This is a genomic window from Prochlorococcus sp. MIT 1011 (assembly GCF_047305235.1).
Taxonomy (GTDB): domain Bacteria; phylum Cyanobacteriota; class Cyanobacteriia; order PCC-6307; family Cyanobiaceae; genus Prochlorococcus_B.
On the sequence record NZ_CP138983.1, the window covers coordinates 982,588 to 997,161 of the forward strand.

10 protein-coding genes are annotated in these 14,574 nt (G+C 31.1%); 2 read left to right on the top strand and 8 right to left on the bottom strand.

The genetic code is table 11. From position 1 onward, the window contains the following. Positions 1-21 precede the first annotated feature (21 nt). Both metH and SIB75_RS06160 read right to left on the bottom strand, forming a co-directional pair. Positions 22-3,570, bottom strand: coding sequence for a methionine synthase (gene metH, locus SIB75_RS06155; RefSeq protein ID WP_413682439.1), 3,549 nt, complete (start codon positions 3,568-3,570; stop codon positions 22-24). Positions 3,571-3,633: 63 nt separating this feature from the next. Next, on the bottom strand, positions 3,634-4,548 hold the full coding sequence (locus tag SIB75_RS06160) for a branched-chain amino acid transaminase (protein WP_413682440.1): 915 nt from the start codon (positions 4,546-4,548) through the stop codon (positions 3,634-3,636). Between the two features lie 71 nt (positions 4,549-4,619). Here SIB75_RS06160 and cobN point away from each other — a divergent pair, with 71 nt between their 5' ends. After that, the gene (cobN, locus tag SIB75_RS06165; protein ID WP_413682441.1) at positions 4,620-8,393 is read left to right on the top strand and encodes a cobaltochelatase subunit CobN; all 3,774 of its coding nucleotides are present in this window, start codon (positions 4,620-4,622) and stop codon (positions 8,391-8,393) included. A 5-nt stretch (positions 8,394-8,398) separates the two neighbouring features. Here cobN and SIB75_RS06170 read toward each other — a convergent pair whose 3' ends face one another. The 4 genes from SIB75_RS06170 to SIB75_RS06185 form a co-directional block, all read right to left on the bottom strand. Then, positions 8,399-9,058 carry a PHP domain-containing protein gene (locus SIB75_RS06170; RefSeq protein ID WP_413682442.1) on the bottom strand — a complete coding sequence of 220 codons (660 nt, stop codon included), beginning with the start codon at positions 9,056-9,058 and terminating at the stop codon, positions 8,399-8,401. Positions 9,059-9,068: 10 nt separating this feature from the next. Further along, complete coding sequence (gene hemG / locus SIB75_RS06175; RefSeq protein WP_413682443.1) at positions 9,069-9,605, bottom strand: menaquinone-dependent protoporphyrinogen IX dehydrogenase; 537 nt, start codon at positions 9,603-9,605, stop codon at positions 9,069-9,071. Positions 9,606-9,739: 134 nt separating this feature from the next. Further along, positions 9,740-11,662 (bottom strand): excinuclease ABC subunit UvrC, encoded by a 1,923-nt coding sequence (gene uvrC, locus SIB75_RS06180; protein ID WP_413682444.1) that lies wholly within the window; start codon positions 11,660-11,662, stop codon positions 9,740-9,742. 18 nt (positions 11,663-11,680) lie between these two features. After that, positions 11,681-12,163: a flavin reductase family protein gene (locus SIB75_RS06185; protein ID WP_413682445.1), complete on the bottom strand. Its 483-nt coding sequence runs from the start codon at positions 12,161-12,163 to the stop codon at positions 11,681-11,683. Positions 12,164-12,230: 67 nt separating this feature from the next. Here SIB75_RS06185 and coaD point away from each other — a divergent pair, with 67 nt between their 5' ends. Continuing rightward, positions 12,231-12,707, top strand: a complete 477-nt coding sequence (coaD, locus tag SIB75_RS06190) for a pantetheine-phosphate adenylyltransferase (RefSeq protein ID WP_413682446.1) — start codon at positions 12,231-12,233, stop codon at positions 12,705-12,707. Here coaD and SIB75_RS06195 read toward each other — a convergent pair. Together SIB75_RS06195 and SIB75_RS06200 are read right to left on the bottom strand one after the other, a co-directional pair. Next, a complete protein-coding gene (locus SIB75_RS06195; protein WP_413682447.1) occupies positions 12,704-13,939 on the bottom strand; it encodes a D-alanyl-D-alanine carboxypeptidase in 1,236 nt (411 codons plus the stop codon). The genes coaD and SIB75_RS06195 overlap by 4 nt on opposite strands. Before the next feature lie 4 nt (positions 13,940-13,943). Then, on the bottom strand, positions 13,944-14,567 hold the full coding sequence (locus tag SIB75_RS06200; RefSeq protein ID WP_413682448.1) for a DUF1995 family protein: 624 nt from the start codon (positions 14,565-14,567) through the stop codon (positions 13,944-13,946). Between the last annotated feature and the right edge of the window lie 7 nt (positions 14,568-14,574).

The window sequence follows — 14,574 nt, forward strand, 5'->3', positions numbered from 1 at the left end:
ATAACAAATAAGGCATGATATTTAAATTCCAAAGTATTTAGCGACTGGATGTAATGCAACAATAGCAGTGGTACTTTGTTCTGGATGAAGTTGCTCGCTTTCGTCCATTGAGATATTAATTTTTTTTGCATTAAGCCAAAGTAGTTGTTTCCTAGAATCTGAAACTTCTGGACAAGCTGGATACCCAAAAGAATAACGGCAACCTCGGTATGTAACATCTAAAATATCTTTAATATTGTCAGGTTCATAATCTTCAAAGCCACATTCAATTCTAATAACAGAATGTATATATTCAGCAAGTGCTTCTGCCAACTGGACAGTCAACCCATGAAAAAATAGATAATCAGAATATGAATCTTGACTAAATAATTTATGAGAATATTCACTAGCTGAATCTCCCATTGTTACAGCCTGCATTGGCAAATAATCTGTAGGCAAATTGTTATTTAAATCATTATAAAAATCTGCAATACAAAATCTTTTTCCAGATCTTTGTCTAGGTAATAAAAAATCTCCTAATAGACTTTGATGATCTTTATCATATACATTTAAATTATTACCAACTCTACCACAAGGAAAATATCCATACACTAACGATGGATTAATAAGCTTTTCTTTGATTATTTTATTCATCCAGTAATCTAACTTCGGCTCTGCTTTCTTAAGTAAAAAATCTTTATAATCGGAAGCAGACATCTGCTTTGAACGTTTCATTTGCCATTGACCTGCAAATAAAGCATTACGATCTAAGAATTTATAAACATTAGTTATATCTATATCTTTTTCTAATAAGAACTTTGGGCCGATAAATGGTGGTTTAATAGGATCTATTTGAGGTATATTGGTTGATCTTGATGTGTCTTCAATAGGCTTATCTTTTGTTTTTTTGATACTAATTTTTCTATCATTATTAGTATTTTTATAATTACCAATTGTGATCCCCTCAGGAGCACCTTCTTTAAAGCCTAATAAATTATCCCAGTTATTAAATTCCTTTGCATTCATATATGAATCCATAAATTTCAAATCTGTAAAAGCATCTTTACCATAAATAACTTTCCCTCTATACACACTTGCACAATCTTGATTAACAAATTTTGGAGTAAGTGCTGCACCACCAAGAATAATAGGCACAGATATATCTTCTTCATTTAATGCTTTAAGATTATCTTTCATAAATGCAGTAGATTTTACTAGAAGTCCACTCATAGCAATACAATCTGCATTATGCTCTTTCTGTGCATTGATTATTGAATTAACATCTTGCTTAATTCCTAAATTAATAACTTCATAACCATTATTTGATAAAATTATATCAACTAGATTTTTACCAATATCGTGAACATCACCCTTTACTGTTGCGATAATAAATTTTCCTTTTGATTGATTGACCTCAGATTTATCCATGTACTGCTCTAAATATGAAACAGCAAATTTCATTGTTTCTGCAGATTGAAGAACAAAGGGTAATTGCATTTGACCCGACCCAAATAATTCACCAACAACTTTCATGCCATCTAATAAATATTCATTAATTATTACCAATGGTTTATATTTCTTTAATGCGAAATCAAGGTTTGAGTGTAAATTAGTTTTTTCACCATCAATAATATGATTCTTTAATTTTTCTTCTATTGGTAATTTTATATCATCATTATTAGTACTTTTATTTAAATGTTTCTTTGAATCATCGAAATAACTAGTTAATGTTGTTAAAGGATCATATGTGCATACTTTATTTTCAAATATTCTTCTATCATAAATAAGATCCATACATATTTTTATCTCTTCTTCACTAATTTTATTTAGAGGTAAAATCTTAGAGGGAGAAACAATTGCAGAATCAAGACCAGCCTTAATTGCTTCATTAAGAAAGATAGAATTAAGAACAATTCTTGCACTAGACGATAAACCAAAACTAACATTTGAAATTCCAAGGATTAAATGAACTTGTGGATGTTGCTCTTTTATTAACTTAATTGCTTTTATAGTTTGTAAACCATTCTTTCTATCTTCTTCTAATCCTGTTGAAATAGGTAATGCTAGAGGGTCATAAAAAAGTTCATAAGATTTTAATCCAGAATCAGTCGCATCCGTATAAGCTCTTGAAGCTATTTCTACTTTTTTTTCAGCTGATCTAGCCATTCCATCTTCGTCGATAGTTCCAATTACGACCGCCGATCCGTATTGCTTAGCAAGATCAATTACTTTATAGAATCTATCTGGTCCATCCTCATAATTAGTAGAATTTAAAATACATTTTCCACCAGCATGTTTTAATCCACTCTCCATTTTTTCATAATCTGTTGAATCAAGCATCAAAGGCAAATTAATATTATTAACTAGCCTTTTGACTAACTTAGACATATCTTCGATCCCATTTCTTCCAACAAAATCGACATTTACATCTAATACATGAGCATTTTCCTTCAGCTGAGATTTTGCAATTCCAACAAGTCCGTCCCAATCCTCATCGTTTAGGAGTTCTCTTACTTTTTTAGATCCACTAGCATTTAATCTCTCACCTACAATCAAGAAAGAGTTATCTTGTTCATAGGGAATAGACTCATATATTGATGATGCAGCAGGAATTATAGATCTTTCTTTTGAAAGGGTAATCAATCTTTGTTCAGAAGCTAAAAGCTCTTTAGATAAATCTGACAGTTGCTTTATATGCTCTGGTCTAGTACCACAACAACCTCCTATCAGTTGAACGCCTAAATCATTAATAAAATGACTAAGTTGGAACTTAAGTTCCATTGGAGTTAATCGATAATGAGCCTTGCCACCTACATTTTCAGGTAGTCCAGCATTTGGTATACAACTTATGTGAAATGGTGAATGCTGAGATAAATATTTAATATGATCTTTCATTTCTTCGGGACCAGTCGCACAATTAAGGCCCAAAATGTCAATATTAAATGGCTCCAGTATTGTTGTAATAGAGGAAATATCGCTACCAATAAGCATCTGGCCGGTAGTTTCCATGGTTACCGACACCATTAATGGAATTCTTTTTCCAGAACCAATAGCTTCATTTACGCTTTGAAGAGCAGCCTTGATTTGAAGGACATCTTGACAAGTTTCAATAATAAAAAGATCAATTCCGCCTTCAATAAGCGCTTTGGCTTGCTCAAGATAAGAATTTTTTAGCTCATCAAAACTTATATGACCCAGGGTTGGCAGCTTGGTTGTTGGCCCAATAGATCCAGCTACAAATCTGGGTTTTTCCGGTGTTTGATATTTATTTACAACGTTCCTTGCTATTTGTGCTGCTTTTAAATTGATCTCATAAGCTTTGTTTCCAATTCCATATTCATCTAGAACAATCGAAGTAGCACCAAATGTATTTGTTTCGATTACATCGCAACCTGCATTTAAAAATGATTCATGTACTTTTTCAACGCTAGAGACTGATGTCAATACAAGGTTTTCATTACAACCTTCTAATGATTCTCCACCATAGTCATCTGCATTAAGTTGCTGATCTTGCAGAGATGTGCCTGTAGCACCATCAAAGACTAATATCGGTCTCTTTTTAGAGTTGAGATAGTCTAAAAAATCAGTCATAAATTATATATTTTTCTTATAAAAATGAAAATCATAAATTTAAATAAGTAATATATTATTATTTTAATCTATCTGCACACGTTTAACCCAATTTTCATATTCAGGAACTAAACCTTCTGTAATTTTAGTTAACTTTGTTCTTAATGAATTCATTATTGGCATATCTTTACTCATTAATGTAGTTTCAATCATTTTTATAGGAGTAATCTTTGCCGCCGTTCCAGTAAGAAATACTTCATCTGATATAAACAATTCCGTTTTATCTACAGGTCTTTCAATAACTTTTATACCTTCTTTTTTGGCAAGTTCTATAACACTGGCGCGTGTTATACCTTCAAGAATATCTTGATCAACACCGGGAGTAATTAATTCACCATTACGAACTATAAAAATGTTCATACCGCTAGCTTCACTGATTTTCCCTTGACTATTTAGTAATAGTGCCTCGTCAAATCCACTTTTTACTGCTTCAGTTTTAGCTAAGGAGCTAGTAATGTAAGCTCCACTAATTTTACCTCTTAATGGAAGTGAATTGTCTTGCTGACGAGTCCAGCTACTAACACGGCAAGTAACCCCATCAGGTGATAGATAATCTCCTAGTTCTATTCCATAAATAAAGAAATTAGTTTCTATATTATGTAGTCTTGGTGCAATTCCTAAATCACTTGTATATACAAAGGGTCTGATGTATACAGGTTGAGTCGGTTTGTTTTTAACTAGAAAGGTTTCAAGAGACTTTAATACAAAATCCTCCTTTAATTCAGTCATCAAAAATCTAGCACTTTGACATAATCTTTTTGCGTGCTTATCTGCTCTAAATAATAAAAATGATTTACTATCTTTTGGGTCAGGGATTGCCCGCATTCCTCCAAAGGCTGCAGTTCCATAATGAAGTGCGTGAGTAGCTATAGATAGCTTCGCCTCATTAAATGGTATACATTGACCTTCAAACCAAGCGAATGGAAGAAAATTATGCATTATCAGTTCCAGCTAAGATGAAAAAAATCAGCATTTCTTTGTTTACTGCTCTAATTACACATAATAAATGAATGCATAGAATTGCCACCCTTCCGGGGAATGAACCTCAAGAAGAAAATACATTTATTGAGCAGCCAGCAGCTCCAGTTATCTTCCTAACTAGCGCTACATCTGATATAACCTGTCTATCTACAGTGTTAAAGCTCCCTAACAATAATAAGTGGAAAAATAAAATAAGAGCATTGCCAATTGCTTATTTATCTACAAATGCATCAATAGATCATTATATATCTAATACATGTAACACAGCGAAAATTATTGTTGTTAGGTTTTTAGGGTCAAGATCATACTGGTCTTATGGGTTTGAACAATTATGTTTATGGCAGTTAGAGAAACCAAATAGACATCTAATAGTAGTCTCTGGAATTGAAAGTACAGCAAATGATGTTCAAGAAATTAGCAGTTTAAATCAAAACAAAGTTGATTTAATTCAAAAACTTTTAAATCAAGGAGGTATAAAAAACTATAATTATCTGATTGAAATTTTTGAGAAAATAATTAATCAGGAAGAAATTCATGTAAATTCAGATCTAATTGAATATCATGATGAATTAATAAAATGGAAATGGAAACAAAGTAATAATCCATCTATTGCTGTATTTCTCTATAAATCACTTTTACAATCGGGTAATACAGAGTTGGCGGATAAAATAATTGATATATCTAATAAATATAACTTAAATGCCAAAATAATATGGATAACAAGTTTGAAATCTAAAAATGTAGAGAATCGAATAATTAAATTATTAGACAAAGATGAAATAAAAGCAATAATTACTACAACCTCATTTTCTTCAGTTGAATATAAACATGATGATATACAAAATAACTTGTGGGACAGATTAGATATACCTGTATATCAACTTCTAATATCTAGTTCATCTATAACTGAATGGAATGAATCTGCAGTAGGTCTTAACCCTATAGACCTATCAATACAAGTTGTTTTACCAGAAGTTGATGGTCGAATTTCTACAATTCCAATTGCATTTAAAAACCTTACTTATACTGATAATGAATTATCAATTGCTGTTCATAAAACGGAACCATATGAAATACACATTGACTGGTGCATAAAATATATAAAAAATCTAACTTATTTACAACAATTGAAGAATTCAAATAAAAAAATAGCAATCATAATAGCAAATTACCCTGTAAAAGACTCTAGAATTGCTAATGGAGTTGGATTAGATACACCTGAAAGCCTATTAAATATTTTGAAATGGCTTAAAGACGAGGGATATAATCTAGGGAATGAAGATATTCCAAATAATAGTAAAGATTTAATTAACAAACTATTATGTCATAGAACAAATTCTGAAGAGACAATATCAAATAAACCTCAATCATATTTAAATATTCAAGATTATTTACTTTATTGGGAAAAACTTGGATCTAAGGTTAAAGATACAATTTCAAATCGATGGGGAGATCCAATTAATTCTATTCAATTAGAAAAGAAAGGATTTCCAATTAACGGCATTTCCTTTGGAAATATAACAATTTTAATTCAGTCAAATAGGGGTTATGAGAGTGATAATTTATCTGATTTACATTCGCCCGACTTGCCACCTACACATAAATATATTGCACAATATTTTTGGTTAAATAATTCATTTAAAGCTAATGCAATTATACATCTAGGTAAACACGGTAGCTTGGAATGGTTGCCAGGAAAAGGAGTTGGATTAAGTCATAATTGTTTCCCATTTATTCTTTGTCCTCCGATTCCAAATATATATCCATTTATTGTAAATGATCCTGGTGAAGGCTCTCAAGCAAAAAGAAGAACACATGCAATTATTATAGATCATTTGACTCCTCCATTATCTCATTCGGGTGGTTTTAATGACCTACTAATAATTGAGAACCTTATAGATGAATATTATGAATCTAAACTAATTAATGATAATAGAAATGAATTATTAGAAAAAAAGATAGTAGATCTTTTAATTAAAAATTCATGGCCAGGTATTGAATCAAATAAATTAAAAGTAGAAAAAGAAAATATAATTATACAAGATCTAATAGATAACGCAGAGAGTTATTTATGTGAAATTAAGAATTCCCAGATAAGAACTGGTCTTCATGTTTTTGGAGTTAATCAGAGTATGGATAAATTAAAAGAGTTAACACTTACAATTTCCAATGTTCCGACAGGAACCAATCTCGGTCTAACTCAATGCTTAGCCGAAGATTTAGGTTTTACGTTTGACCCTTGGAGTGACGAAGAGAGTGAAAACTTAAAACAAGTAGACATTAATTTATTTAAAGCTTATACAGCAATTAATGCTAGGAAAGTCGGTAAAGTAGTTGACTGGTTGAATGACATCGGAAAATATATAATAGAGTTTCATTGTTTTAAGTTTCTTAATTACAATATAAAATCAAAAAAGAATATAAGACTTGATAGTAAAATCTTAAATTACCTAGATCATGAAAAACCTAATATTTTTATAAATCATTTATTAAATAATATTTTACCCAAGTTATTAAACAGTTCAGACAACGAAAAAACTAATTTTCTCAGTGCTTTAGAAGGAAAAAGAATTTCTAGCGGTCCTTCTGGGGCGCCTACAAGAGGGAAATTAGAGGTTTTACCAACAGGTAAGAATTTCTTTTCTGTTGATATAAGAGCAATACCAACTGAAACAGCTTGGGACTTAGGGAAAAGAAGCGCTGAACAAATAATGGAACTTTACCTACAAGAAAATGGAGAACACCTTTCACATCTTGCTATTTCAATTTGGGGTACTTCAACAATGAGAAATGGTGGAGAAGACATTTGTCAGCTTTTTGCTCTCATGGGTTTAAGGCCAATATGGGACGGGACCTTAAGAAGAGTAGTTGACGTAGAGGTCATTCCCATCAGTGTATTGAACAGGCCAAGAGTAGACGTAACATTAAGAATTTCTGGTTTATTCAGGGATGCATTCCCTCAGATAATTGAATTGATTCGAAGAGGTCAAAACCTTATTGGAAATTTAAAAGAATCCTCTTCTATTAATCCACTTGCTGAGTCATATAGAAATGGAAATACAAAATCAAGAATATATGGTTCAGCACCTGGATCATACGGAGCAGGATTACAAGAAATAATTAATAGTGGATCTTGGGAGAATCAATCAGAACTCGCTGATGCTTTTATCGAATGGAGTAAATGGAGATATGAAGGTTCAAATAAAATCATAAAAGACAAAAAAGGATTAGAAAATAATTTGTCAAAGGTAAAAGTAGTACTTCATAGTCAGGACAATAGAGAACACGATATCCTTGATTCAGATGATTACTATCAATTTCAAGGTGGATTGATATCCGCGATTAAAAAAACTAGTGGGACAGATCCTCAAGCCTATTTTGGCGATAATTCAAGGTATCAACGTCCAAGAATTCATAAACTCTCAAAAGAAATTGATAAAGTCGTTCGAAGCAGATTATTAAACCCAAAATGGATAGAGGGGATGAAAAACCATGGATATAAAGGTGCTTTCGAAATGTCAGCTAGCCTTGACTATTTGTTCTCTTTTGATGCAACTACAAACTTAGTTCCTAATTGGTGTTATCAATCTATTTTGAATAATTGGTTAAAGAATAATGATACGAAAAATTTTATTAGGGACAACAATCCATGGGCTTTAAGAGATATCGCTGAAAGATTACTAGAAGCATCTAATAGAAAACTTTGGACAAATCCAACTAATGAAGAAATATCATCTATAAAAACATTATTATCAGATGTAGATAGTAAAATTGAAACCTATTCTTCTAAAAATAATTTATAAATCATTCAACGTCTAAGAAGAGATAATCCGTGGCTATCGGTACCACATGTTGATAATAAAGAATAAGAGTTTGCACAATCAAATATTTTATCGCAGACAAATTCTGAAGGGATCCAATTATTTGCTCTTTCGTAGTTATACCATGTTTCAACAGCGTCGAAATTTAGTTTAGATGCTTCATCAATCAAGATATCAAATGGAAGCTTATATCTTGCTGGATGAGCCAACACAGCAATACCATTAGCTTTATGAATCGAATCAACAACAGTCGAAGCTAATAATTCATTACCAATAGCAGACTTATGGTCAATATAAGGTAATAAGTATCTTGATTTATGATCAAAACCAAGACCTAGAACATGAACTAAACAACCATTTAATAGACAAGTAATTTCAATTCCAGTCCAAAGTTTAGGAAACTTAGATCTATATTTATATATAGACTCGTTGAATTTACTTAATTCAATATATGCATCAACTGAGTGATGATCTGTGATTGCATAATGATCAATATTTAGTTCAATTGCTTGTTTATAAATTTCTATAGCAGTCAAACTTCCATCACTATATGTTGAATGCATATGAAAGTTAATTGACTTTGGACAACTATATTTAGTAATTGATTTAATTATTTTAATTAACTTATGATTATCAAAATTAGACATATTAATTAAATCAAAATTTGGATACTGAATCAATTAATTCATCAACCTTTTTAAAATCTGTTAATTCATAAACTTGTGAGATATCCTTAGGTCCATTTGTAATAACCATTATGAATAATATTGCTAATTTATTTGCACAATCAAGACTAGGATAATCTAGTCTCCCAGCAAAAACTCCTTTGATGGTTGGTTCCCATTGAACTTTTTTAAGAAATTTTATAATATAGGGATTAGTTTCTGGTGTGTTTTTTTCGGGTTTCCGGGCGGTGAGATTTAATGAAAAGAAGGCTGTCTTTTTTTTCTCTAATATTTCTTTATTGGTATTAATAAACTCATAAACATTTTTGCGATGATAACCATATCTTACACTCGCTCCCAGAACGATTCCGCTGAAATCTGACAAGTTAAATTTATCGGATTCCTCAACAGATGAAATTGTTATCTCCTTATCTTTATTAAGTTTTTCTAACATATATTCACATATGTGTTTTGTATGTCCGTCAACGGTTGAATATAAAATTAAAAGTTTAGACTTTTCTTCAGTCACAGTTAGTTTTTGATACTTGCATATATTTTACTTCTAATTTTCAATAAAAACCTAAATTATCAATTTCTATGAATTATTGATAGTTATATCAATAATGATTAACTATCTCTGATTCGTTATAATTTATTAATCAATTATTCATTTTCTTCTGGATGAAAATATTTTCGAATAACACCAGCAATAGATGATCCTAATCCTGGTGTTGATGACAGTTCGGCAAGAGATGCCATTTGTATAGCCTCTATTGATCTAAAATGCTCCAATAATAATTTAATTCTTTGTGGTCCCAAACCAGGAATTTCATTTAATTGAGAACGTTTCATACGTTGACTTCTTTTTTGTCTGTGAAAGGTAATTGCAAACCTATGTGCTTCATCTCTAAGTCTTCTTAATAAAAGCATTCCTGGTTGATTGGGGTCAGTGTCTAATGATTGTTTAACATTTGGAATAAAAATCTCTTCTTTCTTCTTGGCTAAAGATATGAGATTTATATTTTGATCAAGATTCAACTCCTCTAAAGCCTCTAATACAGAACTTAATTGCCCTTTGCCTCCATCTATTACGACTAAATCAGGCCAGTCATTCAAATTATCCTTGTTTAAAACACTAGATTCCATACTTGATAGTTTATTCATATCACCTCCGTCATCTTTATAACGAGCCCATCTTCTAAATCTCCTAGTAATAACTTCAGCCATAGATTCGAAATCGTCACTATGTCCTAGTTTTATATTTGAACTTTTAATTTTATATTTTCTGTAGTGTTGCCTAGCAGCAATACCATCAATAAAAACAACTTGAGCAGCGACAGCATCACTACCCTGAATATGACTAATATCATAACATTCAATTCTTTTTGGAATTTTTACTAACTCAAGAATATTGGTTAAATCGTCAAGCTCAACTAAATTTTTATCATGAGATTGTCTAATTCTTTGTAACTCCATATTTGCATTCTTTTCTACTAATTTTATAATTTCCGCCTTCTTAGATCTTTTTGGGATTGTAATATTAACTTTTTGCTTTTTTAATTCACTTAGCCAGTCCGATATTATATCTGTATTTTGTAATTGATGTTGAACTAATATTTCTGAAGGTATTTCAATCGGATCTACATTTGAGTAATGATTTTCTACAACTTTTTGAAGTATTTGAGAAGTACTGAGATTATTATTATCTGAAAAATACCCAAGTCTTCCAATTAATTTTCCTGAGCGCATTTGAAAAATTTGAATAGAGGATATATTCTCTTCTGATGCTAAAGCGATTATATCTCTGCATACAGATGAATCAGGAATAATCATCTTTTGAGATTCATACAATCTATCTATACCTTTTAGCTGATCTCTAACACATCCAGCTTCCTCAAATTTCAGGGACTCTGAAAAAGAATTCATCTGTTTTTCTAATAATAGTCGCAATTCTTCTGTTCTACCTTGAAATATCATTTCTACTCGTTTTAGTGTATTTTTATAATCTTCTGAACTAATTTCTTCTTGACAAACGCCTGGGCATCTACCAATCGAATAGTTAAGACAGGTTCTATCTTTGTAAAGTGGTATTCTTCTTTGTCTTAGAGGAAACAATTTTTTTATGCTAAATAACGTCTGTCTAAGTAAATAAACATCTACGTATGGACCATAATATTTATCTTTTATTTGTCTTTCACGTCTTTTCCTAGTTAAAAAGATTCTTGGATATTTATCACCCCAAGTTATACAAATGTAGGGATATTTCTTATCATCTTTTAAAAGAACATTAAAATAGGGTTGGTTAGATTTTATTAAATTTGATTCAAGAGTTAAGGCTTCACTTTCGGTATCAGTAACAATCAACTCAATATCTACAACTTGCCTAACCATCAAAGAAATTCTTGGACTCAATTCATCACTTGCTCTAAAATAACTTCTTACTCTATTTCTCAATTTTTTCGACTTACCAACATATAACAATCTGTCTTCACGATCTTTCATCAAATAACAACCAGGATCATTTGGTATATCCTTCAAAAAATTCGAGAGTCTTGACTTGTCCTTAACTAACGGCGTTAATTCCACCGATCTTGTCTCGTTAAATTAGCCGCCATAATTCCAACCTGTACTTGCCAAATTTAAGGCAGATCCATCTTTATTCAATACTGCACTCTTTACTTCAGCAACAAAGACTGTATGGTCGCCGTGTTCTACGCCTGAAATAACTTCACATTCAACGCCACCTATTACGTCATCGATTAAGGGCATCCCAAATTCTCCATAAGTGAATTTACAGGCTTCAAATCGTCCACCTAATCCTTTTTGTGGCTTAAAGAACACAGCTGCTAGATCCTTTTGATCTTCTCTTAAAACATTAAGAGAAAACATCTTTGTTCTTTGAATGATTCCATGACTAGACCCATCAGCGCGAACAGCCATTACAACTAATGGAGGTGTAAATGAACCTTGTGTTACCCAGCTAGCAGTAAAACCATTTATTTCATCTCCTTCTCTAACTGCACAAATAAATAATCCATGAGGGATTTTGCGCAAAAGAACTTTTTTGGCATCCTGATTGAGAGTCATGCGCTTTGATACGTTTATAGATATGAGATTCTATGAAAGAAATGGACTTTTTTAAAGTTAAAAAACCATGAAGGCGCTTTATCCCGGTAGTTTCGACCCATTAACGTTTGGACACCTTGATCTAATTCAAAGGGGAAGTGATTTATTTGGAGAAGTTATCATTGCAGTATTAGAAAATCCTTCAAAAAAGGCAACTTTTACTTGCGAGAGAAGAATAGAGCAGATTAAAAATGCTACTAGAGAGATAACAGGTTGCAGAACAATCGCTTTTAAAGGTCTAACGGTGGATTGTGCTCGTGAACATAATGCGGATCTTATTTTAAGAGGTTTAAGAGCCATGAGTGATTTTGAATATGAACTACAGGTAGCCCATACAAATAGATCTTTAAATAATCAATACGAAACAATTTTTCTCGCAACAGAAACACATCACAGTTTTTTAAGTAGTTCTGTAGTTAAAGAAGTCGCAAGATTTGGTGGAGAGATTCGTCATATGGTTCCTGAGTTTATAGCAAATGATCTTTTGGCACTAAATACAAATTAATTACAATTATCAGTATTAACTACTATTGATAATATTTTCATAATATGTTTTGTCGAATTATCCATATTGTTAACTATAATACTAAAGAATTTATCCTCTCCTAATATAATACCAGAAACGGATCTAACATTATTAAGTCTTCCAGATTTAGCCAGAATTCTACCCTTAAGGTTTACTGGAGCATTTACATTAGCTAACGAGCCTCTAACACCTAAAATTGAAAAAGATGAGAAATAATACTCAGAAAATCTATTAAGTTTCATTCTTCTCAAAAACTGAGATAAGCCGTATGTGGTAACTCTATTCTTTCTTGATAACCCACTAGCATCTGCAAAGATAAAATTATCAGAATTAAAGTTTTGTTCTTTTATCCAATTACTATATTTTAGATTAGGAAAATCATGAGACCAGTCATTTAATGAATGTCTGAAAATCACTTCAGCAGTAAAATTGTGGCTCTCAGAGTTAACAAGGTTTAGCAAGATATATAAAGGAGCAGAATTAATAACTTTAATTGTTGAGATATAATCAATAGGATAGTCTTGATTAACCGCTTTTACAAAATATTTTTTAGATAAATTGTTTTTTTTCAGAGTATTCTCTAACTCATAAATGAAATTATCAATTGGATTATTTAAAGCATTAATACTTGAATTACTTGCTATTGAATACTTAGTAATAGGTGCCCCATATTCTTCTTTTCTATCTGAATATGACCAGCTAGCAGGCCACCAATTATTTGTATTGCTACTTTTAATTATTATTGGCAATTTCAAATTGGTATTATGATTGGTAATATTAAGATCATTAATTAATTCTTCTAAATGACTTTTATCGAAATCGGGATCGCCTGATGCTTCAACAAATAAGATTCCATCATTTATCTTTTTTAAAGATGTCTTAAGAGTATAATAAGGCCCTAAAGTATCTAAAGAGAAAGCGCTAGAAAGAATCTTCTGGTTAGAAGCAGGAATTCTAGGTATTTCACCATTAATATCTACAATAAAATCACCGGATTTGTCTAAAACACTTACGCTAATATTAGATTTAAAATTATAAGTATAATCTTCTAATTTAGCTTGCAAAGATTCGCATATATTAAATTTTTCTGGACTTATCTTATTAATATTATCCCTTTGTCTTAGGTATGAGAATAATGAAAATAAATTCCCATTAACTATATTTACTGATATTAATATTAAACCAATATAAATATATAATTTTTTTTTCATATATTTATAAGTTTAGTATTATAGTTTCATCATCAGGACGTTTATCAAATGATTTAACAAAAGAATATCCATTAGGGTTTAATTTAAAAAGCTCCCAATCAAAAGGAAATCTTTTTAATAGTGCGCCCATGGATAATGGTTGAACAAAATAAAGTACTTTCCATTTTTCAGAAAATCTTTTTCTCATTTCCCTACCGACACTTCCGATTCCTACTATTGGATCTTCCAACTTACCATTAATCATAATTACGGTTGAATTAGTATGGGAGCATACTTGCTCAAACATCTCAATATCATATGGTTGAGGAGAACAGACTAATAAGACTGAATTCAACGAATCTGTTGAATTAATAAACTCCTTAAATGTAAAAATCTTATTAGCCAATTCAGGGTTGTCTCTTTTAGCAAGCGCCGCCCCACCAGCATCGGCCCACAATAAAATATTATCTAATTTAATTTCAGCTAATTTATTAGATAAACGAAAAATTATTGGATTGATTCTTAATCCTTCAAATTTTAGGTTGATAGAAAGAAAAGATTGTTCAGAATTACTTAAAAAATAACTTTGAATTGATTCATATAGATTTGATTCTGCTTCTCTAAGATCTGAGGGTAGCTTATTCTTCATTTGATGA